Origin of the sequence: Streptomyces sp. HUAS TT7 (assembly GCF_051550175.1) — a bacterium.
GTDB lineage: Bacteria > Actinomycetota > Actinomycetes > Streptomycetales > Streptomycetaceae > Streptomyces.
In genome coordinates, this window is sequence record NZ_CP196175.1 from 2,921,137 (window position 1) to 2,947,254 (window position 26,118).

General features: G+C 70.5%; 28 protein-coding genes, 1 tRNA gene and 2 pseudogenes. 14 read left to right on the forward strand and 17 right to left on the reverse strand.

Annotation, left to right across the window (positions count from 1 at the left end; all coding sequences use genetic code 11):
• The first annotated feature begins 125 nt into the window (after positions 1-125).
• Complete coding sequence (locus ACSHXC_RS12890; RefSeq protein WP_438291718.1) at positions 126-3,974, forward strand: multifunctional oxoglutarate decarboxylase/oxoglutarate dehydrogenase thiamine pyrophosphate-binding subunit/dihydrolipoyllysine-residue succinyltransferase subunit; 3,849 nt, start codon at positions 126-128, stop codon at positions 3,972-3,974.
• A gap of 93 nt (positions 3,975-4,067) precedes the next feature.
• Here ACSHXC_RS12890 and ACSHXC_RS12895 read toward each other — a convergent pair whose 3' ends face one another.
• A complete protein-coding gene (locus ACSHXC_RS12895) occupies positions 4,068-4,280 on the reverse strand; it encodes a DUF6191 domain-containing protein (protein ID WP_438291719.1) in 213 nt (70 codons plus the stop codon).
• Between the two features lie 187 nt (positions 4,281-4,467).
• Between ACSHXC_RS12895 and ACSHXC_RS12900 the strand changes: the two genes are divergently transcribed.
• Complete coding sequence (locus ACSHXC_RS12900) at positions 4,468-4,650, forward strand: DUF6104 family protein (protein ID WP_003961784.1); 183 nt, start codon at positions 4,468-4,470, stop codon at positions 4,648-4,650.
• Positions 4,651-4,699: 49 nt separating this feature from the next.
• Here ACSHXC_RS12900 and ACSHXC_RS12905 read toward each other — a convergent pair whose 3' ends face one another.
• On the reverse strand, positions 4,700-5,518 hold the full coding sequence (locus ACSHXC_RS12905) for a hypothetical protein (protein WP_438291720.1): 819 nt from the start codon (positions 5,516-5,518) through the stop codon (positions 4,700-4,702).
• Positions 5,519-5,741: 223 nt separating this feature from the next.
• On the opposite strand from ACSHXC_RS12905, the gene ACSHXC_RS12910 reads away from it, so the two are divergent.
• Complete coding sequence (locus tag ACSHXC_RS12910; RefSeq protein ID WP_438291721.1) at positions 5,742-6,725, forward strand: DUF4097 family beta strand repeat-containing protein; 984 nt, start codon at positions 5,742-5,744, stop codon at positions 6,723-6,725.
• A 1-nt stretch (position 6,726) separates the two neighbouring features.
• Positions 6,727-7,776 (forward strand): helix-turn-helix transcriptional regulator, encoded by a 1,050-nt coding sequence (locus tag ACSHXC_RS12915; RefSeq protein WP_438291722.1) that lies wholly within the window; start codon positions 6,727-6,729, stop codon positions 7,774-7,776.
• Between the two features lie 100 nt (positions 7,777-7,876).
• On the opposite strand, the gene ACSHXC_RS12920 is transcribed toward ACSHXC_RS12915, so the two are convergent.
• The 4 genes from ACSHXC_RS12920 to ACSHXC_RS12935 all read right to left on the reverse strand — a co-directional run bounded on the left by ACSHXC_RS12920 (position 7,877) and on the right by ACSHXC_RS12935 (position 11,095).
• On the reverse strand, positions 7,877-8,428 hold the full coding sequence (locus ACSHXC_RS12920) for a Clp protease N-terminal domain-containing protein (RefSeq protein WP_438291723.1): 552 nt from the start codon (positions 8,426-8,428) through the stop codon (positions 7,877-7,879).
• The gene (locus tag ACSHXC_RS12925; RefSeq protein ID WP_100579604.1) at positions 8,428-8,637 is read right to left on the reverse strand and encodes a helix-turn-helix domain-containing protein; all 210 of its coding nucleotides are present in this window, start codon (positions 8,635-8,637) and stop codon (positions 8,428-8,430) included. The genes ACSHXC_RS12920 and ACSHXC_RS12925 overlap by 1 nt, the downstream gene beginning before the upstream one ends.
• 140 nt (positions 8,638-8,777) lie before the next feature.
• Positions 8,778-9,743, reverse strand: coding sequence for a zinc-binding dehydrogenase (locus tag ACSHXC_RS12930; RefSeq protein WP_438291724.1), 966 nt, complete (start codon positions 9,741-9,743; stop codon positions 8,778-8,780).
• Positions 9,744-9,889: 146 nt separating this feature from the next.
• Entirely contained in the window at positions 9,890-11,095 is a 1,206-nt protein-coding gene (locus ACSHXC_RS12935) for an NADP-dependent malic enzyme (protein WP_399484002.1), read from the reverse strand.
• Between the two features lie 617 nt (positions 11,096-11,712).
• Between ACSHXC_RS12935 and ACSHXC_RS12940 the strand changes: the two genes are divergently transcribed.
• Genes ACSHXC_RS12940 through ACSHXC_RS12950 form a run of 3 tightly spaced genes read left to right on the forward strand, consistent with a single transcriptional unit; the run spans position 11,713 to position 14,410 of the window.
• Positions 11,713-12,675 (forward strand): ABC transporter substrate-binding protein, encoded by a 963-nt coding sequence (locus ACSHXC_RS12940; RefSeq protein ID WP_438291725.1) that lies wholly within the window; start codon positions 11,713-11,715, stop codon positions 12,673-12,675.
• 27 nt (positions 12,676-12,702) lie between these two features.
• Positions 12,703-13,638 carry an amino acid ABC transporter permease gene (locus tag ACSHXC_RS12945; RefSeq protein WP_438291726.1) on the forward strand — a complete coding sequence of 312 codons (936 nt, stop codon included), beginning with the start codon at positions 12,703-12,705 and terminating at the stop codon, positions 13,636-13,638.
• 4 nt (positions 13,639-13,642) lie between these two features.
• Positions 13,643-14,410, forward strand: a complete 768-nt coding sequence (locus ACSHXC_RS12950; protein ID WP_053730660.1) for an amino acid ABC transporter ATP-binding protein — start codon at positions 13,643-13,645, stop codon at positions 14,408-14,410.
• A 90-nt stretch (positions 14,411-14,500) separates the two neighbouring features.
• On the opposite strand, the gene ACSHXC_RS12955 is transcribed toward ACSHXC_RS12950, so the two are convergent.
• Positions 14,501-15,190, reverse strand: coding sequence for a class I SAM-dependent methyltransferase (locus ACSHXC_RS12955; RefSeq protein WP_438296551.1), 690 nt, complete (start codon positions 15,188-15,190; stop codon positions 14,501-14,503).
• A 185-nt stretch (positions 15,191-15,375) separates the two neighbouring features.
• Between ACSHXC_RS12955 and ACSHXC_RS12960 the strand changes: the two genes are divergently transcribed.
• The gene (locus ACSHXC_RS12960; protein ID WP_438291727.1) at positions 15,376-15,990 is read left to right on the forward strand and encodes a CGNR zinc finger domain-containing protein; all 615 of its coding nucleotides are present in this window, start codon (positions 15,376-15,378) and stop codon (positions 15,988-15,990) included.
• Here ACSHXC_RS12960 and sodX read toward each other — a convergent pair.
• Positions 15,909-16,334 carry a nickel-type superoxide dismutase maturation protease gene (gene sodX / locus ACSHXC_RS12965; protein WP_438291728.1) on the reverse strand — a complete coding sequence of 142 codons (426 nt, stop codon included), beginning with the start codon at positions 16,332-16,334 and terminating at the stop codon, positions 15,909-15,911. The two genes, ACSHXC_RS12960 and sodX, sit on opposite strands and share 82 nt — an antisense overlap.
• A gap of 175 nt (positions 16,335-16,509) precedes the next feature.
• Here sodX and sodN point away from each other — a divergent pair, with 175 nt between their 5' ends.
• Positions 16,510-16,905, forward strand: a complete 396-nt coding sequence (sodN, locus tag ACSHXC_RS12970; protein ID WP_053730656.1) for a superoxide dismutase, Ni — start codon at positions 16,510-16,512, stop codon at positions 16,903-16,905.
• 133 nt (positions 16,906-17,038) lie between these two features.
• Here the strand turns inward: sodN and ACSHXC_RS12975 are convergent.
• Positions 17,039-17,113 (reverse strand) — tRNA-Ala (locus tag ACSHXC_RS12975).
• An 86-nt stretch (positions 17,114-17,199) separates the two neighbouring features.
• Positions 17,200-17,409, reverse strand: coding sequence for a hypothetical protein (locus ACSHXC_RS12980; protein ID WP_438291729.1), 210 nt, complete (start codon positions 17,407-17,409; stop codon positions 17,200-17,202).
• Positions 17,410-17,472: 63 nt separating this feature from the next.
• On the opposite strand from ACSHXC_RS12980, the gene cpt reads away from it, so the two are divergent.
• From cpt to ACSHXC_RS12995, 3 genes are read left to right on the forward strand one after another with little or no spacing between them, the layout of a single operon-like run.
• Entirely contained in the window at positions 17,473-18,033 is a 561-nt protein-coding gene (gene cpt / locus ACSHXC_RS12985) for a chloramphenicol phosphotransferase CPT (protein WP_438296553.1), read from the forward strand.
• Between the two features lie 23 nt (positions 18,034-18,056).
• Entirely contained in the window at positions 18,057-18,449 is a 393-nt protein-coding gene (locus ACSHXC_RS12990; RefSeq protein ID WP_438291731.1) for a nuclear transport factor 2 family protein, read from the forward strand.
• 10 nt (positions 18,450-18,459) lie between these two features.
• Positions 18,460-18,870 (forward strand): VOC family protein, encoded by a 411-nt coding sequence (locus ACSHXC_RS12995; RefSeq protein ID WP_438291732.1) that lies wholly within the window; start codon positions 18,460-18,462, stop codon positions 18,868-18,870.
• 25 nt (positions 18,871-18,895) lie between these two features.
• On the opposite strand, the pseudogene ACSHXC_RS13000 reads toward ACSHXC_RS12995, so the two are convergent.
• The 3 genes and pseudogenes from ACSHXC_RS13000 to ACSHXC_RS13010 all read right to left on the reverse strand — a co-directional run.
• A pseudogene (locus tag ACSHXC_RS13000) lies at positions 18,896-19,081 on the reverse strand (GntR family transcriptional regulator); the annotation flags it as partial.
• Between the two features lie 10 nt (positions 19,082-19,091).
• Positions 19,092-19,538 (reverse strand): DUF6304 family protein, encoded by a 447-nt coding sequence (locus tag ACSHXC_RS13005; protein WP_438291733.1) that lies wholly within the window; start codon positions 19,536-19,538, stop codon positions 19,092-19,094.
• 57 nt (positions 19,539-19,595) lie between these two features.
• Positions 19,596-20,177 carry a dihydrofolate reductase family protein gene (locus ACSHXC_RS13010; protein ID WP_438291734.1) on the reverse strand — a complete coding sequence of 194 codons (582 nt, stop codon included), beginning with the start codon at positions 20,175-20,177 and terminating at the stop codon, positions 19,596-19,598.
• 134 nt (positions 20,178-20,311) lie between these two features.
• On the opposite strand from ACSHXC_RS13010, the gene ACSHXC_RS13015 reads away from it, so the two are divergent.
• Positions 20,312-20,923, forward strand: coding sequence for a TetR/AcrR family transcriptional regulator (locus ACSHXC_RS13015; protein ID WP_438291735.1), 612 nt, complete (start codon positions 20,312-20,314; stop codon positions 20,921-20,923).
• Positions 20,924-20,935: 12 nt separating this feature from the next.
• Here the strand turns inward: ACSHXC_RS13015 and ACSHXC_RS13020 are convergent.
• From ACSHXC_RS13020 to ACSHXC_RS13035, 4 genes and pseudogenes are all read right to left on the reverse strand, one after another.
• Positions 20,936-21,490 (reverse strand): annotated as a pseudogene (locus tag ACSHXC_RS13020) (GNAT family N-acetyltransferase).
• 29 nt (positions 21,491-21,519) lie between these two features.
• On the reverse strand, positions 21,520-22,743 hold the full coding sequence (locus ACSHXC_RS13025; RefSeq protein ID WP_438291736.1) for an MFS transporter: 1,224 nt from the start codon (positions 22,741-22,743) through the stop codon (positions 21,520-21,522).
• Between the two features lie 133 nt (positions 22,744-22,876).
• Positions 22,877-23,908, reverse strand: coding sequence for a family 2 encapsulin nanocompartment cargo protein polyprenyl transferase (locus ACSHXC_RS13030; protein ID WP_438291737.1), 1,032 nt, complete (start codon positions 23,906-23,908; stop codon positions 22,877-22,879).
• A gap of 76 nt (positions 23,909-23,984) precedes the next feature.
• A complete protein-coding gene (locus ACSHXC_RS13035; protein ID WP_438291738.1) occupies positions 23,985-25,382 on the reverse strand; it encodes a family 2B encapsulin nanocompartment shell protein in 1,398 nt (465 codons plus the stop codon).
• A 249-nt stretch (positions 25,383-25,631) separates the two neighbouring features.
• On the opposite strand from ACSHXC_RS13035, the gene ACSHXC_RS13040 reads away from it, so the two are divergent.
• Positions 25,632-26,075: an RrF2 family transcriptional regulator gene (locus tag ACSHXC_RS13040; protein WP_438291739.1), complete on the forward strand. Its 444-nt coding sequence runs from the start codon at positions 25,632-25,634 to the stop codon at positions 26,073-26,075.
• Positions 26,076-26,118 lie beyond the last annotated feature (43 nt).

Consider the following 26,118-nt stretch of genomic DNA (forward strand, 5'->3'; position numbering starts at 1 on the left):
AAACCCGGGTTTCGGTGTGACTTACACGACTGTGGCATGCCCGGTCTGCACGTCCAGGCCAGGGAGGCGTAGCCTTTATTTCCGCTGTCCATCACCTTGTGAAGCGGAAGAGGGCGGTTACCGCCGTGTCGTCTCAGTCCCCCAGTAATTCGAGCGTCTCGACCGACCAAGACGGGCAGGGCAAGAACCCTGCGGCCGGCTTTGGTGCCAATGAGTGGCTTGTCGACGAGATCTATCAGCAGTACCTCCAGGATCCCAATTCGGTCGACCGTGCCTGGTGGGACTTCTTCGCCGACTACAAGCCGGGTGCCACCGGCACGGCGGACAAGCCCGTTCAGGGTGTTCCCACCGCGGCAGCCGCGGTGGCTGCTCCGGCCGCTCCCGCGAGCCCGGCCCCGGCCGCACCCGCCGCACCGGCACCGGTCACCCCGGCCGCCGCCCCGGCACCGGCCAAGGCGGCCGCTCCGGCCGCTGCCCCGGCTCCGGCGAAGCCCGCGGCCGCCGCCGCGCCCGCCAAGGCCGCAGCCCCCAAGTCCGGTGCAAGCACCGGCTCCACCGGAGCGGCCTTCGCCGCACAGCCTGCTGGGGCCACCGAAGCCCCGGCCGGTCCTGAATTCGTGACGCTGCGCGGCCCCGCCGCCGCGGTCGCCAAGAACATGAACGCCTCGCTGGAGATGCCGACGGCCACGTCCGTCCGCGCCGTCCCGGTGAAGCTGCTGTTCGACAACCGCATCGTCATCAACAACCACCTCAAGCGCGCCCGGGGCGGGAAGGTCTCCTTCACCCACCTCATCGGGTACGCGATGGTGCAGGCGATCAAGGCCATGCCGTCGATGAACTACGCGTTCGTCGAGAAGGACGGCAAGCCGACCCTGGTCAAGCCGGAGCACGTGAACTTCGGCCTCGCCATCGACCTGGTGAAGCCCAACGGCGACCGCCAGCTCGTCGTCGCCGGCATCAAGAAGGCCGAGACGCTCAACTTCTTCGAGTTCTGGCAGGCGTACGAGGACATCGTCCGCCGGGCCCGGAACAACAAGCTGACGATGGACGACTTCACGGGCGTCACCGTCTCGCTGACCAACCCCGGCGGCCTCGGCACCGTGCACTCCGTGCCGCGTCTGATGCCCGGTCAGTCGGTCATCATGGGCGTCGGCTCGATGGACTACCCGGCCGAGTTCCAGGGCACCTCCCAGGACACCCTGAACAAGCTGGGCATCTCGAAGGTGATGACCCTCACCTCGACGTACGACCACCGCGTCATCCAGGGTGCCGCCTCCGGCGAGTTCCTGCGCATCGTCGCCAACCTGCTGCTCGGCGACAGCGACTTCTACGACGACATCTTCGAGGCGCTGCGCATCCCCTACGAGCCGGTCCGCTGGCTCAAGGACATCGACGCCTCGCACGACGACGACGTCACGAAGGCCGCCCGCGTCTTCGAGCTGATCCACTCCTACCGGGTCCGCGGCCACGTCATGGCCGACACCGACCCGCTGGAGTACCGCCAGCGCAAGCACCCCGACCTGGACATCACCGAGCACGGCCTCACCCTGTGGGACCTGGAGCGGGAGTTCGCGGTCGGCGGGTTCGCCGGCAAGTCCCTGATGAAGCTGCGCGACGTCCTCGGCGTCCTGCGCGACTCGTACTGCCGCACCACCGGCATCGAGTTCATGCACATCCAGGACCCCAAGCAGCGCAAGTGGATCCAGGACCGCGTCGAGCGCTCGCACTCCAAGCCGGAGCGCGAGGAGCAGCTGCGCATCCTGCGCCGCCTGAACGCGGCCGAGGCGTTCGAGACGTTCCTGCAGACCAAGTACGTCGGCCAGAAGCGCTTCTCCCTCGAAGGCGGCGAGTCGGTCATCCCGCTGCTCGACGCCGTCATCGACAGCGCCGCCGAGTCGCGCCTGGACGAGGTCGTCATCGGCATGGCCCACCGCGGCCGCCTGAACGTGCTGGCCAACATCGTCGGCAAGTCGTACGCGCAGATCTTCCGCGAGTTCGAGGGCAACCTCGACCCGAAGTCGATGCACGGCTCCGGCGACGTGAAGTACCACCTGGGCGCCTCGGGCACCTTCACCGGTCTGGACGGCGAGCAGATCAAGGTCTCGCTCGTCGCGAACCCCTCGCACCTGGAGGCGGTCGACCCGGTCCTGGAGGGTGTCGCCCGCGCCAAGCAGGACGTCATCAACAAGGGCGGCACGGACTTCACGGTCCTGCCCGTCGCCCTGCACGGTGACGCGGCCTTCGCCGGCCAGGGTGTCGTCGCCGAGACCCTGAACATGTCGCAGCTGCGCGGCTACCGCACCGGCGGCACCGTGCACATCGTCATCAACAACCAGGTCGGCTTCACCGCCGCCCCGGAGTCGTCGCGCTCGTCCATGTACGCCACCGACGTGGCCCGCATGATTGAGGCGCCGATCATCCATGTGAACGGCGACGACCCGGAGGCCGTGGTCCGCGTCGCGCGGCTCGCCTTCGAGTTCCGCCAGACGTTCAACAAGGACGTCGTGATCGACCTCATCTGCTACCGCCGCCGCGGTCACAACGAGGGCGACAACCCGCAGTTCACCAACCCGCAGATGTACAACCTGATCGACAAGAAGCGCTCGGTGCGCAAGCTCTACACCGAGTCGCTCATCGGTCGCGGCGACATCACCCTGGAAGAGGCCGAGCAGGCCCTGCAGGACTTCCAGGGCCAGCTGGAGAAGGTGTTCGCGGAGGTCCGCGAGGCCACCACCTCGGCGCCGGGCGAGATCCACTCGACCGACCCGCAGGCGCAGTTCCCGGTCGCGGTCACCACGGCGGTCTCCCAGGAGATCGTCAAGCGCATCGCCGAGTCGCAGGTGAACATCCCGGAGCGGATCACCGTCCACCCGCGTCTGATGCCGCAGATGCAGCGCCGCGCCGCCTCGGTCGAGGACGGCACGATCGACTGGGGCATGGGCGAGACCCTGGCCATCGGCTCGCTGCTCATGGAGGGCGTCCCGGTCCGGCTGTCCGGCCAGGACACCCGCCGCGGCACCTTCGGCCAGCGCCACGCGGTCCTGGTCGACCAGGTCACGGGCGAGGACTACACGCCGCTGATGTACCTCTCCGAGGACCAGGCGCGCTACAACGTCTACGACTCGCTGCTCTCCGAGTACGCGGCGATGGGCTTCGAGTACGGCTACTCGCTGGCCCGTCCCGAGTCCCTGGTGATGTGGGAGGCGCAGTTCGGCGACTTCGTCAACGGCGCCCAGACGGTCGTGGACGAGTTCATCTCCTCGGCCGAGCAGAAGTGGGGCCAGACCTCCGGCGTCACCCTGCTGCTCCCGCACGGCTACGAGGGCCAGGGCCCGGACCACTCGTCCGCCCGCCCGGAGCGCTTCCTCCAGATGTGCGCGCAGAACAACATGACGGTCGCGATGCCGACGCTGCCGTCGAACTACTTCCACCTGCTGCGCTGGCAGGTCCACAACCCGCACCACAAGCCGCTCATCGTCTTCACCCCGAAGTCGATGCTGCGTCTGAAGGCGGCGGCGTCGAAGGCCGAGGAGTTCACCAACGGCGGCTTCCGCCCGGTGATCGGCGACGAGCACGTGGACCCGGCCGCCGTCCGCAAGGTCGTCTTCTGCGCGGGCAAGGTCTACTACGACCTGGCCGCCGAGCGCGAGAAGCGCGGCGCGACGGACACGGCGATCATCCGCATCGAGCGCCTGTACCCGCTGCCGGGTGCCGAGCTCCAGGCGGAGATCGCCAAGTTCCCGAACGCCGAGAAGTACCTGTGGGCCCAGGAGGAGCCGGCGAACCAGGGTGCCTGGCCGTTCATCGCGCTCAACCTGATCGACCACCTGGACCTGGCCGTCGGCGCGGACGTGCCGCACGGCGAGCGCCTGCGCCGCATCTCGCGCCCGCACGGCTCGTCCCCGGCGGTGGGCTCGAAGAAGCGCCACGAGCAGGAGCAGGAGCAGCTGGTGAACGAGGTCTTCGAGGCCTAGCCCTCAGAGAGCTGATCAGCCCCTGCAGTACGCAGCCGAAGGGCCCGGCATCCCCACCAACTTGGGATGCCGGGCCCTTCGGCGCAACCGCGCTCAGTTCTCTTCTTCGTCCTCGTGACCGGCGTCCTCGTGACCGGCGCCCCTGGCCGGGGGCACGCGTATGACCACGCTGCCGCTGGCCAGGTCTATCGGGCCGCGCCCGGGGTCGGAGTCACCGACCTCGTCGAGCGTGATCTCCTGCCGTCGGCGCTCCTCTTCCGTGTGCCGTCGCGCGGGCGCAAAGAGCTCGTCGAGCCCACCGAACATCCGAAGCCTCCTCCGTCAGCCGTCCCGTACTCACACAACGCTGTGCGACGCCTGTCAGATCCCGATCATGGCTGTCGGATCCGCCGGGGAGTCTTGGGGCCAGTCCCCGGACGGGAGCAGGAGGTGGTCCCCGGCGGCCGCCGGATACGCTGAAGGGCGAACATCCGGTACGTCCCAGGAGCAAGTTGTGTACTTCACCGACCGCGGCATCGAGGAGCTGGAGAAGCGGCGCGGCGAGGAGGAGGTCACCTTCGAGTGGCTCGCCGAGCAGTTGCGTACCTTCGTCGACCTGAACCCGGACTTCGAGGTTCCGGTCGAGCGGCTCGCCACGTGGCTGGCACGGCTGGACGACGAGGACGAGGACGAGTGAGCTGAGCCGCATCGGGGTTCGACGAGCGGGCCGCAACGCGTAATACGCGTCAGTCGCCGGGCCGGGCGCGCATCCGGTCGTACGCGAGGCTCAGCACCCCGTGGGCGATCAGGACCGCGCCCGCCGTCGTCCAGCCGCCACTGCGGCGCTTCAGGCCCCAGGCCGTGAGCGGGAGGCCCGCGGCGAGTTGGGCGGCACCCAGGAGGCGGGCCCTGGGGCCGCGGACCCAGGGCCCGAGCGGGCTTTCCTCGACCGCGTCGAGTTCGGCGCGTACCGCATCGCGCCAGCCGGACCACTCGATCGTCTCGGCGCCCTGTGCGGCGGCCACCGAACGCAGCCGGTCGGTCGGTTCGCCCGGGGTGAGTCCGGCCGGCAGGGCGACGCCCGTGCGGGCCAGGATCGCGATCAGGCCGAGGAGCCGGGCCCGGGCGTCCGCGGCCGAATCGGGCCGGGTCAGACCGTCGAGCGCCTCCATGTCGTGCACGGGGTCGAGCCCGAGCCGGGCCGCGAACGTCCGCATCGCCTCGGCCTCGCCGACCGGGGTGCCGTCGGCGAGCCAGACATAGCCGACCGTACGGCGGAAGCCCGAGGCCAGGGTGTAGCCCGCCCGGGCGTCGTCCCACCACAGCGCGATCGCGGGCCAGCCCGCGCCGACCGTGAGCGCGCCCGCCCAGCCCGCGAGCACCTGGTCGACGGGGTCGGTGCCGGTCAGCCAGGGTTTGGCCGCGGGGACCAGCACGCTCCAGCCGTCGCCCGCCGGGGCGAGGAGCATCCGCTCGCGCAGCAGATGGGCGATCGGGCGGACCGCCGGGGGTTCGGCGCGGCAGAGGAGCAGGGCTCCGGGGGCGGCGGGAGGGGCGACGCGCATGATCCATACGCTAGGGCATTTTTGCCCCGATTTCGCCATATCCATACAGAAGTAGGCCCGTATCGAATCACTCCGGACCGCCCCTTGACTTTCCTCAAGCGCGATATATCGTGTCTAACGAGAGACGCGATATGTTGCGTCTTGCAGTACACACTCTTCGCGGTACGCACTTCTCGCAGTACCCACTTGCAGTACCCACTCGCAGCGCCCAGGAGGTCAGCACATGTCCGAGTCCACGTGGGCCGTCCCAGACTCGCGGAAGCTCACCTTCGACGAGGTCGACGAGCCGTTGACGATGCTCCGTGTGCGCATCGTCAACGGAACGGTGAACGTCGTGGGCACCGAGGAAAGTTCCGCCCGCCTGGAGATCTCGTCCGTCGAAGGGCCGCCGCTGATCGTGACGCGGAACGGGTCCACGCTCACCGTCGCCTACGAGGACTTGCCCTGGCGCGGCTTGTTCAAGTGGCTCGACCGCAAGGGCTGGAACCGCAGCGCGGTGGTCTCGCTGGCGGTACCGGCCGACGCGGACGTCGAGGTCGGCATGATCGGCGCGGGCGCCGTGGTCTCCGGGATCCGGGGACGTACGGAGGTGCGCGGCGTCAGTGGTGACACCACCCTCGTCAAGCTCGCGGGCCCGGTCCGCGCCGAGAGCGTCACCGGCAACCTGGAGGCCCAGGCGGTCACCGGTGAGCTCCGCTTCAAGTCGGTCTCCGGCGATCTGACGGTCGTCGAGGGGGCCGGGGGCTGTGTGGCGGCGGAGTCGGTGAGCGGCGACATGCTGCTCGACCTCGACCCGGGCGCGAAGGCCACCGACATCCGGCTGACCACGGTGTCCGGCGAGGTCGCCATCCGGCTGCCGCACCCGGCCGACGCACACGTCGAGGCGAACACCGCGAGCGGGGCCGTCTCCAGCGCCTTCGAGGACCTGCGGGTCAGCGGGCAGTGGGGCGCGAAGAAGATCACCGGCACGCTGGGGGCGGGCAACGGCACGCTCAGGGCGACGACGGTCTCGGGGTCGATAGCGCTCCTGCGCAGGCCTGCGGACGAGGAGCCGCCGTTCGAGGACGCGGGACCGGGCCCGCGGGCCACGGGGCCCGCCGCCTCGGGGCCTGTTGCCCCTGCGCCCGACGGCCCGGGGGCCGAGGACGCGCCCTCCCCCGCCGACGACCAGCCCGGCTCGGCCGGCTCGACCAAGAAGGTGCTCTGACATGCCCCCCGTCTTCGCCCACGGCCGCCTCCGTCTCTACCTCCTCAAGCTGCTCGACGAGGCCCCGCGTCACGGGTACGAGGTGATCCGGCTCCTTGAAGAGCGCTTCCAGGGGCTGTACGCGCCCAGCGCCGGCACCGTCTACCCGCGGCTCGCCAAGCTGGAGGCCGAGGGGCTCGTCACGCACGCCACCGAGGGCGGCCGCAAGGTCTACTCGATCACCGACGCGGGCCGCGCGGAGTTGGCGGGCCGGGGCGGTGAACTGGCCGATCTGGAGCTGGAGATCCGCGAGTCCGTCTCCGAACTCGCCGCCGAGATCCGCGACGACGTACGTGGTGCGGCCGGCAGCCTCCGTGACGACATGCGCCGGGCGGCCCGCGAGGCGCGTACGGGTCAGGCGTCCGGGGGCGCCGGCCGGGGTGCCCGGAAGGGGTTCCCCGAGGCCTCCGACTTCTTCGACAGCGCGTGGGGCGACGGCGAGGCCTGGCAGCAGGCGAAGGAGGAGTTCAAGCGCGCCAAGCAGGAGTGGAAGGAGCAGGCGCGCCGGGCGAAGGACGAGTCCCGGCGGGCCCGCGACGAGGCCCAGCAGGCCCGCCGCCAGGCGAAGGAGGCCAAGGACGAGGCGCGCGAGGAGATGCAGCGCGTCGCCCGGGACGTCCAGCGCCAGGTGCAGGAGCACTTCGCACGGGGCGACTGGCCGACGGGTGTACGCGAGGGGCTCGCGGAGATCACCAAGGAGCTGAGCCGCTTCGGGTTCGGCCAGCCGCCGGCGTCGTCGCCGGAGGCGGACGTCACGGTCGAGCGGGTGGACCTGGCGAAGCCGGATGCCGAGGCCGGGCCCGAGCCGGAACCCGAGCCGGAGTGGGCCCGGGAGGAGCCGTCCGGTGACCCGGCACGGGACCTGGACCGCCTGCTCGACCGCTTCCGGGACGACATCAGGGATGCGGCCCGGGACAACGGGGTGACGGGCCCCCAACTGGCCGAGGCCCGCGCCCACTTGGCCCGGGCGGCGGCCCACATCGGAGCGACGCTGCGCCCCCGGCAGCACTAGCAGGGCGGGGCGCCCCCATGCCGTCTGGGGCTCCGCCCCAGGAGGGCCCGGGCCATGCAACCCCGCTCAACGGGCGGGTGGGTGGGAAACCCCCGCCCCCCTAACCCCCCACCCCGAACAACACCCTCTCCACACCCCCATACGTCCCCCCGAACTCCGCGAGGACCTCCCCCACCAACCCCGGCATCGCGGTGAGCGCCAGCAACACGTGCTCGTCGCCGATGTGCTTCTGCTTGCGGGCCAGAGCCATCCTGAGGGACTTCTCCAGTACCTTCTTGGAGCCCTTCGTGAAGGACGGCCGCCCCGAGGGCCACGCCTTGCCCTGCTCCGCGCCGGACAGCGCGCCCGGCCCGTGGGTCTCTTCCACCCGGGCCACGATCTCCTCGACGGAGATGCCGAGTCCGGCCAGCGCGTCCTCGTCCGCCTTGGACATGCCGCCCCGGCGCCGCGCGGCGGCCAGCGCCTCGACGACCTCGGCGCGCCGGTCGGTGACGCCGAGGGAGGTGAGCGCGAAGGCCGCCTTGCTGCCCTCGCGGTCGAGGAGGGCGAGGAGCAGGTGCTCCTCGGTCACCACCGGGGACCCCGCACGCGAGGCGTGCTCGACCGCGCCCGTCACCACCCCACGGGCGTTCGCCGTGAATCGCTCGAACATCAAGTCCTCCCGTGCTTCTTGTGGACCGCCTGCCGGCTGACCCCCAGCTCGGCGGCGATCTCCTGCCATGACCAGCCCTGGTTGCGGGCGCTTCGTACCTGTACGGATTCGAGCTGTTCCAGGAGCCGGCGCAGTGCGGCGACGGCTCGCAGTCCGACCCTCGGGTCGCGGTCGCCGGCTCGTGCGGCGAGATCGGTGGCCTCGGTCATGGCGTCAACTTACATTGACACTCACTCAACCGTCAACCCTGGTTGACATCATGCCCACACAAAAAGCCGCGGCCCCGCGCATACGCACGCGTACACGCGGAACCGCGGCCATCAGCCCCGTCCACACCCTCAGCCGCACCTCACCCGACGGCGAGGACCACCTTCCCGAACAGGTCCCCCGACGCCACCTTCTCGAAGCCCTCGCGCGCCCGGTCCAGCGGGAGCACCTCGTCGATGACGGGACGTACGCCCGTCGCCGAGCAGAACGCGAGCAGGTCCTCCAGCTCGTCCTTCGTACCCATCGTCGAGCCGACGACCTTGAGCTCCAGGAAGAAGATGCGGGTCAGCTCGGCGTGCGCGGGGCGGTCGCCGCTGGTGGCGCCCGAGATGACCAGAGTGCCCCCGGGACGCAGGGACTTGACCGAGTGGGACCAGGTCGCGGCCCCCACCGTCTCGATCACCGCGTCGACGCGCTGCGGCAGCCGCGCACCGGGCTCGTACGCCTCGACCGCGCCCAGTTCCACGGCCCGCCTGCGCTTGGCCTCGTCGCGGCTGGTGGCGAAGACCCGCAGGCCCGCCGCCTTGCCGAGCACGATCGCGGCGGTGGCGACGCCGCCTCCCGCACCCTGCACGAGGACCGAATCCCCGGGCCGCACCCCGGCGTTGGTGAACAGCATCCGGTACGCCGTCAGCCAGGCGGTCGGCATGCAGGCCGCCTCCGCGAAGCTCAGTTCCTTCGGCTTCGGCAGGACGTTCCAGGTGGGGACGGCGACCTGCTCGGCGAAGGTGCCTTGGTACTTCTCGGTGAGGATCGAGCGGCCCTCGGCGGGGCCGACGCCGTGGCCGGTCTGGCCGATCACCGAGTGCAGGACGACCTCGTTGCCGTCCTGGTCGACCCCGGCCGCGTCGCAGCCGAGGATCATCGGCAGCTTGTCCTCGGTGAGTCCGACCCCGCGCAGCGACCAGACGTCGTGGTGGTTGAGGGAGGCGGCCCGTACGTCGACGAGCGTCCAGCCGGGGCGTACCTCGGGGGCCGGCCGCTCCCCCAACTCAAGGCCGCTGAGCGGCTGGTCACGGTCGATGCGGGCGGCGTAGGCGGCGAACATGGCCCTGACCCTAGAGCGCGCGGCCCGGCCGCCGGAACCTCCCACGGCTGTGACACCCCGCACGCCGGGAGGAGCCACGAAAAAGCCGTGCCGGGCTCCCCGGAGGGAAGCCCGGCACGGCTCGGTAAGCGGAACTCCGGAACGTACTACCGGCGCGCCACGCCCTCGGCGCGGGCGGCGGCCGCGACCGCCGCCGTGACGGCCGGGGCGACCCGCTCGTCGAACGGGGACGGGATGACGTAGTCGGCGGCGAGCTGGTCGCCCACGACGTCGGCCAGCGCGTTCGCCGCGGCGATCTTCATGCCCTCGGTGATCCGGGAGGCCCGGACCTGGAGGGCGCCCGCGAAGATGCCCGGGAAGGCGAGCACGTTGTTGATCTGGTTCGGGTAGTCCGAGCGGCCGGTGGCCACGACGGACGCGTACTTGTGCGCGATGTCGGGGTGCACCTCGGGGTTCGGGTTGGCCATCGCGAAGACGAAGGCACCCGGCGCCATGGAGGCGACCGCGGGCTCGGGCACCGTACCGCCGGAGACGCCGATGAACACGTCGGCGCCCGCGAGCGCGGTCTCCAGGGAGCCGGTCAGGCCCGCCTTGTTGGTGAGCTCGGCGAGCTCGCGCTTGACGTCCGTCAGGTCCGTCCGGTCCGTGCTGACGATGCCCTTGCGGTCCGCGACCGCCACATCGCCGAGGCCCGCTTCCAGCAGGAACTTGGCGATGGCGACACCGGCCGCGCCGGCCCCGGAGATCACCGCGCGCAGGTCGCCGAGGGTGCGTCCGGTGAGCTTCGCGGCGTTGCGCAGGGCAGCCAGGGTGACGACGGCCGTGCCGTGCTGGTCGTCGTGGAAGACCGGAATGTCCAGGGCCTCCTGCAGCCGGCGCTCGATCTCGAAGCAGCGCGGGGCGGAGATGTCCTCCAGGTTCACCCCACCGAAGGACGGGGCGAGCCGGACCACGGTCTCGATGATCTCGTCCGTGTCGGTGGTCGCGAGCGCGATCGGAACCGCGTCGACGCCGCCGAACTGCTTGAAGAGGATCGCCTTGCCCTCCATCACGGGAAGGGAGGCCTCCGGGCCGATGTCACCGAGCCCGAGCACCGCCGTACCGTCCGTCACGACGGCGACCACCTGAGACTTCCAGGTGTAGTCGTGGACCAGCTCCGGGTTCTCCGCGATCGCGCTGCACACCTTGGCGACGCCCGGCGTGTACGCGAGGGACAGGTCGTCCTTGTCACGGATCGGCACGGTGGCCTGGACGGCCATCTTGCCGCCCCGGTGGAGCGCGAAGGCCGGGTCGAAGGGCTCGTCGGAACCCTCCGTGCTGTCGCTGCGAGGATTGACGATCTCCGCTGCCATTGTGTTTGACCCCTTAAGTCTTCATCAGTTGAGGGTGGCCACTCCTTGTTGAGGAGGGGTGGGCGGACCCGCGTACGTTCCCCGCTGAGGGCGGTTGGCCCGCCCCGCGGGGTGGAGGTACGTACGCGCGGGCGCGCCGCACACGCGCCCTGAGCCCCGGATGAGGGGTGTAAGGATCCTTCTTACCGGACATCGACGTCCGCCGACGAGTCCATATTGGCCCAGCGCCGACGCTGCGTCGCAAGCGGCCTCCGTACCGTGACACGACTCTTGGTGTGATGTCACGACAAGTCGCGTACGCGGCGTGAAACATGTCCACAACGCGAGATGAACCGGAGAATCTGCGGTCCTCGCGGACGCTTCCCGCACATGGTCCGGCCCGGTGGGCCTTGGGGTACCGGCTTGTTGGGGTTCGGGGGTGACCCGTTATCCGATTTTGACATCTCTGCGACCCTGATTTCCGGGGTCCGAATGGCAAGATGCGACTTCACACGCGGTTCACACCGCGGTCGCGACACCCGAGGATGCGTGCACGACCACCGCCCAGGACCTGTGCGTCGTCGTTTTGTACGCACTCCATGGCCACTCCACTCAACATCTGCCGGAGGAACCCGACCATGACCGCAAGCACCACCCGCCGTACGACCGCCGCCAAGTCCCGGATTGCCGCGGTCGGCGCCATCGCGGTCGCGGGCGCCCTGCTGGTCACCGGCTGCGGTGACCAGACGAAGAAGGGCTCGGCCCCCGAGTCCTCGGGCGGGGCCTCGAAGTCCGCCCCGCTCTTCTCCAAGCTGCCCGCGAACATCCAGAAGGCCGGCGTCATCAAGGTCGGGACCGACGCCACCTACGCCCCCATGGAGTTCAAGCAGGGCGAGAAGATCGTCGGTATCGACCCCGACATCGCCGACGCCCTCGGCAAGCAGCTCGGCGTGAAGTTCGAGTTCACCAGCGGCACCTTCGACACCCTCCTCGGCGCGCTGCCGACCGGCCGCTACGACGCGGTCATGTCCTCGGTGAGCGACACCAAGGCCCGCCAGCAGGGTCTTGACAAGGACGGCAAGAAGACCGGTACGGGCGTCGACTTCGTCGACTACTACACGGCGAGCACCGGCATTCTGGTCAAGAAGGGCAACCCGGAGGGCATCAAGTCCACCGACGACCTCTGCGGCAAGAAGATCGCCGTGCAGCGCGGCACCACGTACGAGCAGGCCGCCAAGGACCTCGCCGCCAAGTGCAAGGCGGACGGCAAGGGCGACCTGACCTTCGAGCCCTACGCCACCGACGCCGAGGCGCAGACCCGCGTCAAGGCCGGCGGCGCGGTCGCCGACCTCAACGACTCCCCCGTCGCCGCGTACATCGCGAAGACCGCGGGCGGCGGCGCCGACTTCGAGGCGGTCGCCAACAAGTCGGACGCGGGCCCCTTCGGCATCGCGGTGGACAAGAAGAACACCCAGCTGCGTGACGCCCTCTCGGCCGCGCTGGACGCGGTCATCGCGGACGGCACGTACAAGACGGCGATCGACAAGTGGGGCGGCGCGCAGGGCGCCGTCACCAAGGCAGCCATCAACGGCGGCTCCTGACCCGCGCACCACTGAAGGGCAGTCGCTGTGACTGACAAGCTCGACAAGACCCCCTCCGGTCCGGCGGACGCCGCCCCGGAGCAGGTCCCGCCGGACATCATCCGTGCCATCCCGGTACGCCACTACGGCCGCTGGGTCAGCGCCGTGGTCGTCGTCGCCGTACTCGGCGCGCTCGGCTACGCGTTCGCCCAGGGCAATGTGCGCTGGGCGACCGTCACGGACAAGCTGTTCGACTCCAGCATCCTGACCGGTCTGTGGCACACCGTGCTCATCAGCGTGGTCTCCATGGCCGTGGGCCTGGCGCTCGGTGTGCTGTTCGCCGTGATGCGGCTTTCGAAGAACCCGGTGACCAGCTCGGTCGCCTGGCTGTACATCTGGTTCTTCCGCGGCACCCCGGTCTACGTACAGCTCCTCATCTGGTTCAACCTGGCGCTGATCTTCCCGATCCTGAACCTCGGGTTCTACAAGGACTACATGACCGCGGTCATGACTCCGTTCCTCGCCGCCCTGCTCGGCCTCGGCCTGAACGAGGGCGCGTACATGGCGGAGATCGTCCGGGCCGGCATCCAGTCGGTGGACGAGGGCCAGACCGAGGCCTCGCACGCGCTCGGCATGACCCAGATGCAGACCATGCGCCGCGTCGTGCTGCCCCAGTCGATGCGGGTGATCATCCCGCCGACGGGCAACGAGTTCATCAACATGCTCAAGACCTCGTCGCTGGTCGTCGCCGTCCAGTACCAGGATCTGCTGCGCAGTGCCCAGGACGTCGCCGCGACCTCGTTCGCGGTGATGGAGATGCTCTTCGTCGCCTCGATCTGGTACCTGGCCCTGACCAGCGTGTTCAGCGTCGGCCAGTACTACCTGGAGCGCCGTTTCGCACGCGGTTCGCTGCGCGCCCTGCCGCCCACGCCGCTGGAGCGCATCAAGTCGAACCTGCTCTCCCTCTCCAACTGGCGGCGGTGATCCCATGACTGCACAACCGATGGTCAAGGCGGAGGGCGTCCACAAGTCGTTCGGCCCCGCCCACATCCTCAAGGGCATCGACCTGGAGGTGGCCGAGGGCGAGGTGTTCTGCCTGATCGGCCCGTCCGGCTCCGGCAAGTCGACGTTCCTGCGGTGCATCAACCACCTGGAGCAGATCAACGCCGGGCGCCTGTACGTCGACGGCGACCTGGTCGGGTACCGGCAGAAGGGGGACAAGCTGTACGAGCTGAAGGACAGCGAAGTCGCCCTCAAGCGCCGGGACATCGGCATGGTCTTCCAGCGCTTCAACCTGTTCCCGCACATGACGGCCGTCGAGAACGTCATGGAGGCGCCGGTCCAGGTCAAGCGCGAGTCCAAGGCGGTGGCCCGCGAGCGGGCGCTGAAGCTGCTCGACCGCGTCGGCCTCGCCGACAAGGCGGGCAACTACCCCTCGCAGCTCTCCGGCGGCCAGCAGCAGCGTGTGGCGATCGCCCGGGCGCTGGCGATGCAGCCGAAGCTGATGCTCTTCGACGAGCCGACCTCGGCGCTCGACCCCGAGCTGGTGGGCGACGTCCTGGACGTCATGCGCGGCCTCGCCGAGGACGGCATGACCATGATCGTGGTCACCCACGAGATGGGCTTCGCCCGTGAGGTCGGCGACTCGCTGGTCTTCATGGACGACGGCGTGGTGGTCGAAGCGGGCAACCCGCGCGACGTTCTGACGAACCCTCAGCACGACCGGACGAAGTCGTTCCTGTCGAAGGTGCTGTGAGCCCGCGGCGCGGTAAGTAGTCCTACAGGGAGGGGGTTACGGGCAATGGGCCCGTAACCCCCCTTCCGCATGCGCTTCTTGAGGACTCTGCTACTTCAGGGCGAGGAGCAGGGTGTCCGAGGGCGAGGCCCATACGGGGCGGGCCTCGGCGAAGCCGGCGGCGCGCAGGGTTTCGGCGTGCCAGCCGGCCGAGGGCATGTCGCCGTCGGCGTGCTCACCGTAGATCTCGTACCGCTTGGCGGTCGGGCCGGCGAGGACCGGGTCCTCGGCGGCCAGCGCCCACCAGTCGGCCCAGTCGACGGCCCCGGCGGCCTTGGCGCGCTCCATCCGGGCGTGCCGGAGGGCGCGTTCGGCGGCGTTGATGCGCGGGGTGGCGGGGTCGATCATGTGGTCGGCGTTCATGAACACGCCGCCGTCCCGGACGAGCCCGGCGACCTGCCCGTAGAGCGCGGCGAGCGGCTCACTGTGCAGCCAGTGCAGGGCGGTGGCCGTGAGAACGGCATCGTAGGAATCGTACGGAAGCAGCCCGACCCATCCCGAATCCTTGAGGTCGGCGGTCACGAAGGTGACGCGCGGGTCCCCGGCGAAGGTGCCCTCGGCGATGGCGAGGAGCGCGGGGTCGAGGTCCACCCCCGTACTGACCGCGTCCGGGAACCTCTTGAGGAGCCGGTCCGTAATACTCCCCGTACCGCACGCGAGGTCGAGCACGCGCGGCGCGGGACCGGCGCAGGCCTCGACCATGTCGAGCATGACCCGGAAGCGCTCCTCGCGGTCCGGCATGTACCACTCCTGCTGCCGGTCCCAGCTGTTCTGCCAGCCCCGCCAGTCGGTGCCCGTACCGGCCCCAGTGACAGTCTCCGACACCGCGATCCCTCCTACAAAGCCACTCTGTAATACCCTCGAAGGGCATCCAGCCGTTACCTGTGAACACTCCAGACCATAGACCGCCGCCGTAAGGACTACAAGTGGAACTGGCCTATTACTCGGACTACGCCGTGCGCCTGGTCAACACCGAGGAGCCGGCCCGCAACAAGGACTCGCTGACCTCGGTCGACGCGGTGCGCGAACTGTTCGGCGGGAACAAGTCGGCGGCCCGCCGGGCGACGGACGCGGACGTGACACGCTTCCGTTCGGTACGGGCCCGGCTGCGGGCGGTCTTCGAGGCGGCGGACGGGGGCGAGGAGGTCCAGGCGGTGGACCTGCTCAACTCGCTGCTCCTGGAGTTCCCCGTCAGCCCGCAGGTGTCGGGCCACGAGCACCGGGACGAGGACGACCGCCCGCTGTGGCACATGCACCTCGCCGACCACCCGTCGAACGCGACGGCGGGCTATGCGGCGATCGCCTCCATGGGCCTGGCCTTCCACCTCACGGAGTACGGGGTCGACCGGCTCGGCCTCTGCCAGGCGGCGCCGTGCCGCAACGCCTACCTGGACACCTCGACCAACCGCTCGCGCCGCTACTGCTCGGACCGCTGCGCGACCCGGGCGAACGTGGCCGCCTACCGGGCCCGCAAGCGCCTGGAGACCGAGCGGTCGGAGAGCACCGGCCTGACCGACGAGACGAACCAGGACGCCAGGTAGCCGACGGTGCGGCGGCGTCCGGCCGTCATCGGCCGGTACCGCCCGCGCACCCGGCCGAGCACGAGCTCGATGGGCACGGCGCCGAACGCCCGGCTGTCCACGACCTCGTCGTCCGCGTTGTCCCCGAGCACCCACCAGCCGCTCTCGCGCAGCTCCATGAGCCGCTTGACGATGAGCAGATCCTGCTGCAAGGGGTGCCGCAGCACCGCCACGTCACCCGCCCTCAGCTCGGCCCCGTAGTGCACGAGCAGCTGATCCCCGTGCAACAGCGTGGGAACCATCGAGGTCCCCAGGACCTCGGCGATCCCCAACGGCACCCTCGGCTCCCGCCCCTCATCCGTCATACGTCACCCACTTCCCGGCCACCGGCACCCCGCCGCCACTCCCACGGTACGTTCCGCCACGAGTCCCATGGTGACCCTGGACTTTTGACCTAAGCCCACGGGGGCACCCGCGAAATCCCGTCTCTCACCGAGTAATGTCCCACCTGAGAAGACGATCACGAGGAAGGACAGCTCAATGCTTTCCCGCCTGTTTGCCCCCAAGGTGAAGGTCAGCGCGCACTGCGACCTGCCCTGCGGTGTGTACGACCCGGCCCAGGCCCGCATCGAGGCGGAGTCGGTCAAGGCCGTACAGGAGAAGTTCCAGGCCAACGAGGACGCGCACTTCCGTGCCCGTGCCGTGGTCATCAAGGAACAGCGCGCGGAGCTCGCCAAGCACCACGTTTCGGTGCTGTGGAGCGACTACTTCAAGCCGCCGCACTTCGAGAAGTACCCGGAGCTGCACCAGCTGGTCAACGACACCCTGAAGGCCCTCTCGGCCGCCAAGGCGTCGACCGACCCGGCGACCGGCCAGAAGGCGCTCGACCTCATCGCCGAGATCGACCGCATCTTCTGGGAGACGAAGAAGGCCTGACTCAGGCCGAGTTCGAGAGGCCGCGCGCGTTCCACGAACACGCAGGTCCGAGCGGACAAAGAAGGGCCCGACCGGGTTCACCGGCCGGGCCCTTTCGCTGCCGTCGCACGACCCGACGGAGCGTACGAAGAGGGGCGGGGCGGCCGGATTCGAACCGGCGTCCTCCTCCATGCTGTGTAGGCGCACTACCTCTGTGCTACGACCCCGCCTTGATCAACATCGTACGGGGTGCGCCTGCCCGGGCGCACGCGGATTTCGCGCACCCGCCCCGCGCAGCCCGCGGACGCCGACGCGTCACGTGCCGGCCAGCGTGCGCAGCCAACCGGCGGCTGCGCGCGGGTCGGTGAATCGCAGGGTGCGCAGCGGGGCGAGTTTTCCGTCCAGTTCGGTCCCGAGAAATACAGCACGTCCATTTCGTGGTACGGGATCTCCAGGCGCGTACCCACCGCGCGCCAGCGTGGACTTGCCGGCTCCCGTCACCCCGGCCACCAGGATTCGCTGCATCCGCGCAGGCTGGGCGGAATTCGGTTGGCCGGGAGGGGGCGGCCGCCTACGTTGACACCCGTGATGGATCAAACAGGCGTGCCCCGCTGTCAGGTGATCGTGCTCAACGGCGGGTCCAGTTCCGGGAAGTCTGGGATCGCCCGGTGTCTGCAGGCCGTGCTGCCCGGGGCCTGGCTGACGTTCGGGGTCGACTCGGTCGACGCGGCGATGCCCGCCTCGCTCCGCGACGGCGAGGGCGGGCTCGGCATCGGGGCCGACGGCACGGTGACCGTGGGGCCCGAGTACCGGCGGCTCTCGGACGCCTGGCGGCACGGGGTCGCCGCCATGGTGCGGGCCGGGGCCCGGGTCATTCTCGACGAGGTGTTCCTCGACGGCGCCGACGGGCAGAAGCGCTGGCTCCACGCCCTCGACGGGCTCGACGTGCTCTGGGTCGCGGTGCGCTGCGACCCCGACACCGCGGCCGGGCGCGAGACCGCCCGCGGCGACCGCGTCCCCGGCATGGCCCGCGGCCAGGCCGACTCCGTACACCTCGGGGTGCGGTACGACATCGAGGTCGACTCGGCGGGGGCCGAGTCCATGGCCTGCGCCCTGCTGATCGCCGAGCAGCACGCCCTCCGGGGCTGAGCCGCCAAGGGATACTCGACGGCATGGGCAGCCTCGATCTCGCAGCCGCCGCGCGGCGATTCGTGACCACCTGGGAAGCCGGCTGGGCCCGGCACGACGTCGACGCCATCCTGGAGCTGTACGCCGACGACATCGTCCACACCTCCATGCCGTTCCGCCCTCCGCACCGGGGACGCCAGGAGCTCGCCGACTACCTGCGCTGGTCGTTCGAGGGGGAACGCGTCCAGGAGGTCCGGTTCACTGAACCCGTGACCGGCCAGGACGGGCTCGCGGTCGCCGAGTTCCGGGTCCTTGCCTACGAGGGCGAGGCGCCCGTCACCCTCGCGGGCTGCGTGTTCGTCCGCTTCGGGGCGGACGGGCTCGCGGTCGAGACGCGTGACTACTGGCACACCGCGGAAGGTCATCTTCCGGGTTAGGTTCGAGGTCATGGACCCCCTGGAACCTCCGTACCCACGGCTCCTTGTCGACCGTTACGAACCCTCGTTCCGCTTCTACGATGCTGTGCTGCCCGGCCTCACCGGCTGCACGCTCGCCCGGGGCAACGCGTCCTCCGGCTATGCGAGTTGGGATGCCGTCGACGGACGGACCGCGCTCGCCCTGTTCACCCGGTCCGCGATGGTCTCCGCGCTCGGCGAGGACGCCGTGCCTCGCGGGGGTGGGTCGCTGGTCGTCCACGTGGCATCGCGCGAAGCCCTCGACTCCGCGGTTTCGCTCTGCGCGGAGGCGGGGGGCGTGGTCGCGGCCCCGGCCCGCGACATGCCCGAGTGGGGGCCCGGGTTGCGTGCTGCGCACATCCTCGACCCGGACGGGAATCTGGTCGAGCTCCAGACGTATTGAGGAGCCCCTCACGCCAGCCCCTTCCGCCCCGGCCCCGGCGGAGTTCGATCAGGCCGTCCTCCCTCAGGCGCCGGTAACCCCTCGGCACCGTATGGAGGTTGACGCCCAGGGAGTCCGCAGGGAGCGGGAGACGGGAGGAACAAGGCGGCCGCCCCGCACCACGGAGTCCCGAGGACTCCCCGATGCGCAGCGGCCGCGGGAGGAACAGCAGAGGAAGGGGATCAGATCGCGTCCAGCGGGGACGGCTGGAGGCTTGAGCCGGACGGGAGTTGGCGCCGGATGTCGTCGAGGACGGAGCCGAAGTCGAGCTCGGCGCGCCCGCTGGCGTACACCGCTCCCCCGAAGTGCAGGGCGACCCCGAGGTCGGGCTCCGGCGGTTTCAGGGAGAGCAGGCAGCTGAGGGTGGCCTGCTGGACGGCGCCGTCGTCCGAGGCGACGGGCACGGGCATGTCCCATTCCAGTACGAAGTCACGAAGGTTCCCGCCGTCGAGCGCGAAAGTGCCGCTCTCTGTCGGTATCCCCGGTACCGGGCCGAGCGAGTCGAAGCTCGCTCCGGCGAAATCGACCCCCCTGATCCGGGTCCGCAGTTGCGTCCCGTCAGTGGTGATCGTCAGCGCTTCGGATCCTAGGCGGTCCCGGTACCAACCCGCCCATGACTGTGGTGTCATGGGCGGAGATTAGCGGCGCACCCTGCTGTTCGTCACAGGGGGTGACCGAAATGAGCGTTACCGCTTCCTTGCGTATTTCGAGACGACCGCACCATTGTCGAAGGTTCGGGAGCCGGTCAACTCGAAGGGGCGGGGGCCGAATTCACCCGACACGACCCGGATTCCGTCGCCCGCGAGCACCGGGTAGGCCTTGATCACCAGCTCGTCGATCTCGTCCGCCAGCTGACCGGCGAGGTTGCCGCCGCCGCACAGCCAGATGCCGAGGCCGTCCTGCCGCTTGAGCTCGCGCACCTTGGCGACCGGGTCGCCCGCCACCAACTCGACCGCGGGGTGCGGGGATTCGGCGAGGCTGCGCGAGAAGACGTACGTCTTGAGGTGGGCGTACGGGTCGGGCATGCCCTCCTTGAGGCCCGGCTCGTAGGTGGCCCGGCCCATCAGGACCGTGTCGTAGTGGGTGTTCTCGGCGTCGTCACAGCCGAAGTGCCGTCGGCCGGCGGTCGCCAGCGTCTCTGGCCACTCCGTCTTCAGGTAGTCGAGGTACGCCGGGGACAGCTGGTCCATCAAGAACTGGATCTCGTCATCGGGCCCCGCGATGAAGCCGTCGAGGGACATGCCGATGAAGTACGAGAGCTTGCGCAAACCGACCTCTTGAGTCTCGGGTGCGTGGCCCTTCCCTGCCGACCACGACAGCTATAGTGCTTCAGGTGTAGTGGTTGTGCAACCCCGTTTTTCGTTACGGGCCATGAAGCAGATCCATCAGGAGGAGTTCCCGCGTGGCCAGAAACCCCGAACGCAGAACCGCGCTGGTCGACGCGGCGATCGAAGTGCTCGCGCGGGAAGGAGCGCGCGGGCTGACCTTTCGCGCCGTGGACGCGGAGGCGGGCGTGCCTGCCGGCACCTCGTCCAACTACTTCGCCAGCAGGGACGACCTGTTCACCCAGGCCGGCCGGCACATCCACGTACGCATGGCGCCGGACCCGGACGAGGTCGCCGAGGTGATGCGGACCGGGCCGTCGCGCGCACTGATCGCCTCCCTGATGCACTGGGTGGTGCGGCGGATGACCGCAGAGCGCACCGGGTACCTCGCCATGCTGGAGCTGCGCCTCGAAGCCACCCGGCGGCCCGCGCTGCGGACGGAGCTGACCCGGGCGATCCGCGCGGACCTGGAGGCGAACATCCGGTTCCACGTGGACTCGGGGCTGCCCGGCGACCCCGACACCGTCCGGCTGCTCCACTTCGCGATCAATGGGCTGCTCGTCGAGGTCTTCACGCTGCCGGGAGTGTTCGGCGACGATCCCGAACAGGGCGTCCACGAGCGGGAGTCGGCCGACAAGGAGACCTCCCGGCTCGTCGACCTCATCGTCTCCCGCATCGTCCCGGACTGAGCCCGCCGGACCTCAGGCCTTGGGCTCGCGCCACATCGGGTGGACGAGCGGCCCGTCCGGCAGCCGCACCGGCTCGCCGAGCGGGGCGAAGCCGAGGCGCCGGTACAGGCGGGGACTGCGCTCGCTGCTCGCCTCCAGATAGGCGGGCAGGCCCTCCCGGTCGCACCGCTCCAGTACGGAACCGATCAGCGCGGCACCCAGGCCCTCGCCCTGCCGGTCCGGGACCACCCCGACCATCCAGAGGTAGGCGTGGGCGCGGCCGTGCGGATGGATGCCCGCCATGAGGTGCGCGATCTGCTCGACCCGCTCGTTGCCGGGGTCGACGAAGGCCCGCAGCTGCGCGGGCCCGTCGTCGCGCCTCCATCAGGCGGTGGTGCACCTGTCCACCTGGCCCTCGGCGAAGGAGAGCTGGCAGAAGGCCTCCATCAGGCGGTGGTGCACCTCACGCCGCCGCGCCTCGTCGGGCAGCACCCAGCTGCTCACCGGGTCGTCCATGAACGCCGCGTCGAGGATGCGTACCGCCGCCGCTCGGTCGCTCTGCTCCGCCCGCCTGATCCGTACGCCCATGTGCACCGCTCCCACCCCGTCCGGCCGCCTCAACCAACCACCGCCATCCTAGAGTTGGCCCGCTCGGCCCACCGGACCGCGGGCCCGAGCGCGAGGCCGGCACCGAGGAAGAGGGCGCCGAGCAGCAGCCAGCCGGGCACGCCCCAGTCGACGACGAGCGCGGTGAGCAGCAGCGGGCCGAGCATCCTGGCCAGCGGCACGCCCATCCCGAAGAAGCCCTGGTACTCGCCCTGCTGGTCGGCCGGTGCGAGATCGAAGCCGATCTGCCAGGCGCCCGCCGACTGCATCATCTCGCCCGCCACCTGGAGCCCGCCCGCGACCAGCAGCACGGCCGCGGCGGCCCAGGCGGACGCCCCGGCGGCGCTGAGCGCGAACACCGCGCAGGAGGCGAGCATCAGCACCCCGCCGCGCGCCACGGTCCGCCGGGCGCTGGGCAGATCGCGGACGGCTGAGGCGGTACGGACCTGGAAGAGCATCACCGCGCCGGTGTTGAGCACGAGCAGCGCGGACACCAGCCACCCCGGGGCGTCGGTGCGCGTGACGGTCCACAGCGGGACGGCGAGGCTGATCAGCGGCATCCGTAGCAGGAGCAGGGTGTTGAGGAGGGTGATCACGGCGTAGGGGCGGTCGCGCAGCACGGCGAACCGCGGGCCCGCTCCGGGCGCGACGGCCTTGGCCGGTACCTGGGGCAGCCGGAGCAGGACGAGTGCGCAGAGCAGGAAGGCGGCCGCGTCCAGGGCGAACACGGCGAGGTAGGCGGTGCGGGTGCCGTAGTGCAGGGCGACCCCGCCGATCGCGGCTCCGACGGCGAGCCCGGCGTTCAGCGTGGACTGGAGGTGCGCGAGGACATGGGTGCGGTCCCGGCGGTCGACGAGCGCGGCGAGGAGCGCCTGGCGTGCGGCGGAGAGCCCGGTCTGGGCGGTCGCGTAGCAGCAGGCGGCCAGGACGAAGGGGAGGAAGCCGCGGACGAACAGGAAGGCCGCGACCGAGGCCCCCGTGGCGGCGGCGAGCAGGACGGCGACGCCGCGCGGGCCGCGCCGGTCGGCGAGCCGGCCGAGCGGCACCCCGGCGAGCGCGCCGACCGCCCAGGCGAGGGTGAGGCCGAGGCCTATGCGGGTGGGCGGGAGGCCGACTATGCGGCTGAAGTACAGCGCCGAGGTGACCAGGAAGGCGCCGTCGCCCAGGGAGTTGACGAGCTGGGCGGCGGCGAGACCGCGGGCGGGGCCGGCGGGCGGCAGGAAGCGGAAGGGCATGACCACATCAAATCAAGAGAAATGGCCCAGCACAGGGGCCACTTGCCCCCTGATTGACTGGGCCATTCCGTACTGCCGGGATGCCCGGCGGACCAGCCCTGCGGACTACCGGGATGCCCGGACGCCTGCCCGGTCAGTGGGTGCGGCGGGTCACGAACTCGGCCAGGGCGAGGAGTTCGCCGGCCGCGGTGGGGTCGGGGACGGCGCGCGAGAGGTGGTCGACCGCGCGGGCCATGCGGTCGGCGGCATGGATCTGGGCCCAGTCGCGGCCGCCGGCCAGGTCGACCGCCTCGGCGGCCCGGCGGACCGCGGCGGCTCCCATCGGGGCCCGGTACAGGTCGGCGAGGTCGGCCGCCGCCGGAGTGCCCGAGCCGAGCGCCGCGACGACGGGCAGCGACTTCTTGTGCGCGGCGAGGTCGGCGCCGACGGGCTTCCCGGTGCGCCCGGGGTCGCCCCAGATGCCGATCAGGTCGTCGATGAGCTGGAAGGCGAGCCCGGCCTCGCGGCCGAACGCGTCCATGGCGGCGACCTCCTCCTCGCCCGCGCCCGCGTACAGCGCGCCGAGTGCGCAGGCGCAACCGAGCAGCGCCCCGGTCTTGGCCATCGCCATGGCGAGGCACTCGTCGAGCGAGACGTCCTGCGGGCCCCGGCGCTCGAAGGCGCAGTCGGCCTGCTGGCCCGCGCACAGTTCGATGACGCAGGCGGCGAGCCGGGCGGAGGCGGCGGCGGACGCGGGGTGGCCGTCGTCGGCGATCAGGCGCAGGGCGAGGGCGAGCAGCGCGTCGCCGACGACGATGGCGTCCGGGGTGCCGAAGACGGTCCAGGCGGTGGGGCGGTGGCGCCGGGTCGCGTCCTCGTCGATGACGTCGTCGTGGAGCAGCGTGAAGTTGTGGACGAGTTCGACGGCGGCGGCCGCCTGTACCGCCGCTTCGGGGTGGCCGCCGAGCGCCGTGGCGGCGGCGAGGACGAGGGCGGGGCGGATCGCCTTGCCCGCCTGTCCGCCGGCCGGGGTGCCGTCCGCGTGCTCCCAGCCGAAGTGGTACATGGCGACCCGCCGCATGGAGCCGGGCAACGACTCGACGGTGGAGCGCAGTCGGGGGTCCACGACGGTACGGGTCCGCTCCAGCAGCTCGACCGCCTCGCGGCCCTCCACGGCTTCCGGCATTGCCAACTAGGGTGACCTTTCTGGGAGTTGACGGCGGCACCGGGCGCATCCAGCAGGGCGCGCCCGGACCGGAAGCTCACCGCCAGCGGCTGACCTCGACGTTCTCCAGGACGCCGAGCGCGTCGGGCACCAGGATCGCGGCCGAGTAGTACGCGGTGACGAGGTACGAGATGATCGCCTGCTCGTCGATGCCCATGAAGCGGACCGACAGGCTCGGCTCGATCTCGTCCGGGATGCCGGCCTGCTGGAGCCCGATGACGCCCTGCTCGGCCTCGCCGGTACGCATGCAGATGATCGAGGTCGTACGGGCCTCGCTCACCGGGATCTTGTTGCACGGGAAGATCGGCACGCCGCGCCAGGCGGGCACGTGGTGGCCGCCCACCTCCACGGACTCGGGCACCAGGCCGCGCTTGTTGCACTCGCGCCCGAAGGCGGCGATCGCGCGCGGGTGGGCGAGGAACAGCTTGGAGCCGCGGCGCCGGGAGAGCAGCTCGTCCATGTCGTCGGGGCTGGGCACCCCGTCGTGCGGCTGGAGGCGCTGGCCGTAGTCGCAGTTGGTCAGGAGGCCGAACTCGCGGTTGTTGACGAGCTCGTGCTCCTGGCGCTCGCGCAGCGCCTCGACCGTGAGCCGCAACTGCTGCTCGGTCTGGTTCATCGGCTGGTTGTAGAGGTCGGCGACGCGGCTGTGGACCTTCAGCACGGTCTGGGCGACGGAGAGTTCGTACTCGCGGGGCGAGCCCTCGTAGTCGACATAGGTGTGCGGAATGACCGCTTCGCCGACGTGGCCCGCGGAGAGGTCGATCGCCGCTTCGCCGTAGTTGTTGGTGCGCTGGTCGGGCACCGCCGAGGCCGTCGCGAGGTGTGCGTGCAGCGACTCGGAGCGCTCCGCGAGGTTGAGCACGTCGGCCCGGGTCAGGATCAGGACGGTGCACCCGGTGGTGGCACGGAAGGTGCACTCCCAGACGGCGTCGCCGGAGACCAGCGCCTGCTCGCCGAAGTGCGCCCCGTCCGCGAGGAAGCCGAGCTCCGTCTCGTCGCCGTAGTGGCCGGTGCCGATCTTCTCGACCCGGCCGTGCGCGAGCAGGAACACCCGGTCGGTGACGTCGCCCGCGGTGGCGATGACCTCGCCCGCCGCGAATTCGCGCTGCTCGCAGCGGTTGGCCAGCTCGGTGAGGGCGGCCTCGTCCTCGTAGTCCCGCAGCGCGGGCAGCTCGCCCAGTTCGGCGGGGATGACGGCGACCCGCTCGCCGGTCTGGACGAAGGTGATCCGCCCGTCCCCCACCGAGTAGCTGAGCCGTCGGTTGACCCGGTATGTACCACCTTGCACCTGGACCCATGGCAGCATCCGCAACAGCCAACGGGAGGTGATCTCCTGCATCTGCGGCGCGGACTTGGTGGTGGTCGCCAAGTTCCGCGCGGCGGCTGTGCCGAGACTCTGCTGGGCGCGGTTCTCGGGACCTGCCTCGACCGACATGTGACTCCTTCTGAGCTCTTACGATCTTGAAGCTGGACTGCGCTGAGAACACTTCCAGCACGGAGAGTCCCCGCGCCATTACTCAAATGAGTGGGATTAGAACAACAGCGGCCCGGGCAGCCGCCACGAAGCGCTCGAACACACCCCGCACGCTCCCCACTTCACGCACCCCGAATACACCGGCCGATAACCGACACATTGGCCAAGCTTTAATTTGCACATGAGATGCAAGTTATCTACGGTGCTCCCATGCGGCTGACGAGATTCACCGACCTGGCGCTGCGGGTGCTGATGCGGCTCGCAGTCATCGGGAGCGCGGACGACCAGGACCCGCCCACCACGCGGGAGGTGGCGGACGCGATGCACATCCCGTACACGCACACCGCGAAGGTCGTCGCCCGCCTCCAGCACCTCGGCCTCGTCGAGGCGCGGCGCGGCCGGGGCGGCGGGCTCGCGCTCACCCCGGCGGGCCGTCTCGCCTCCGTGGGCGGCCTGGTGCGCGAACTCGAAGGGCCGGGCGACGTCGTGGAGTGCGAGGGGGCGACACCGTGCCCGCTCGCCGCGGCCTGCCGTCTACGCCGGGCGCTGCACCGCGCACAGGAGGCGTTCTACGACTCCCTCGACGAGGTCACGGTGGACGACCTGGTGGCCTCACCGACCGGCCCACTACTGATTGGCCTGACCGGCCGCTGACACTCCGTCAGCCACTCTCCGGAGCCGCTCCCCGGTTTTTCCG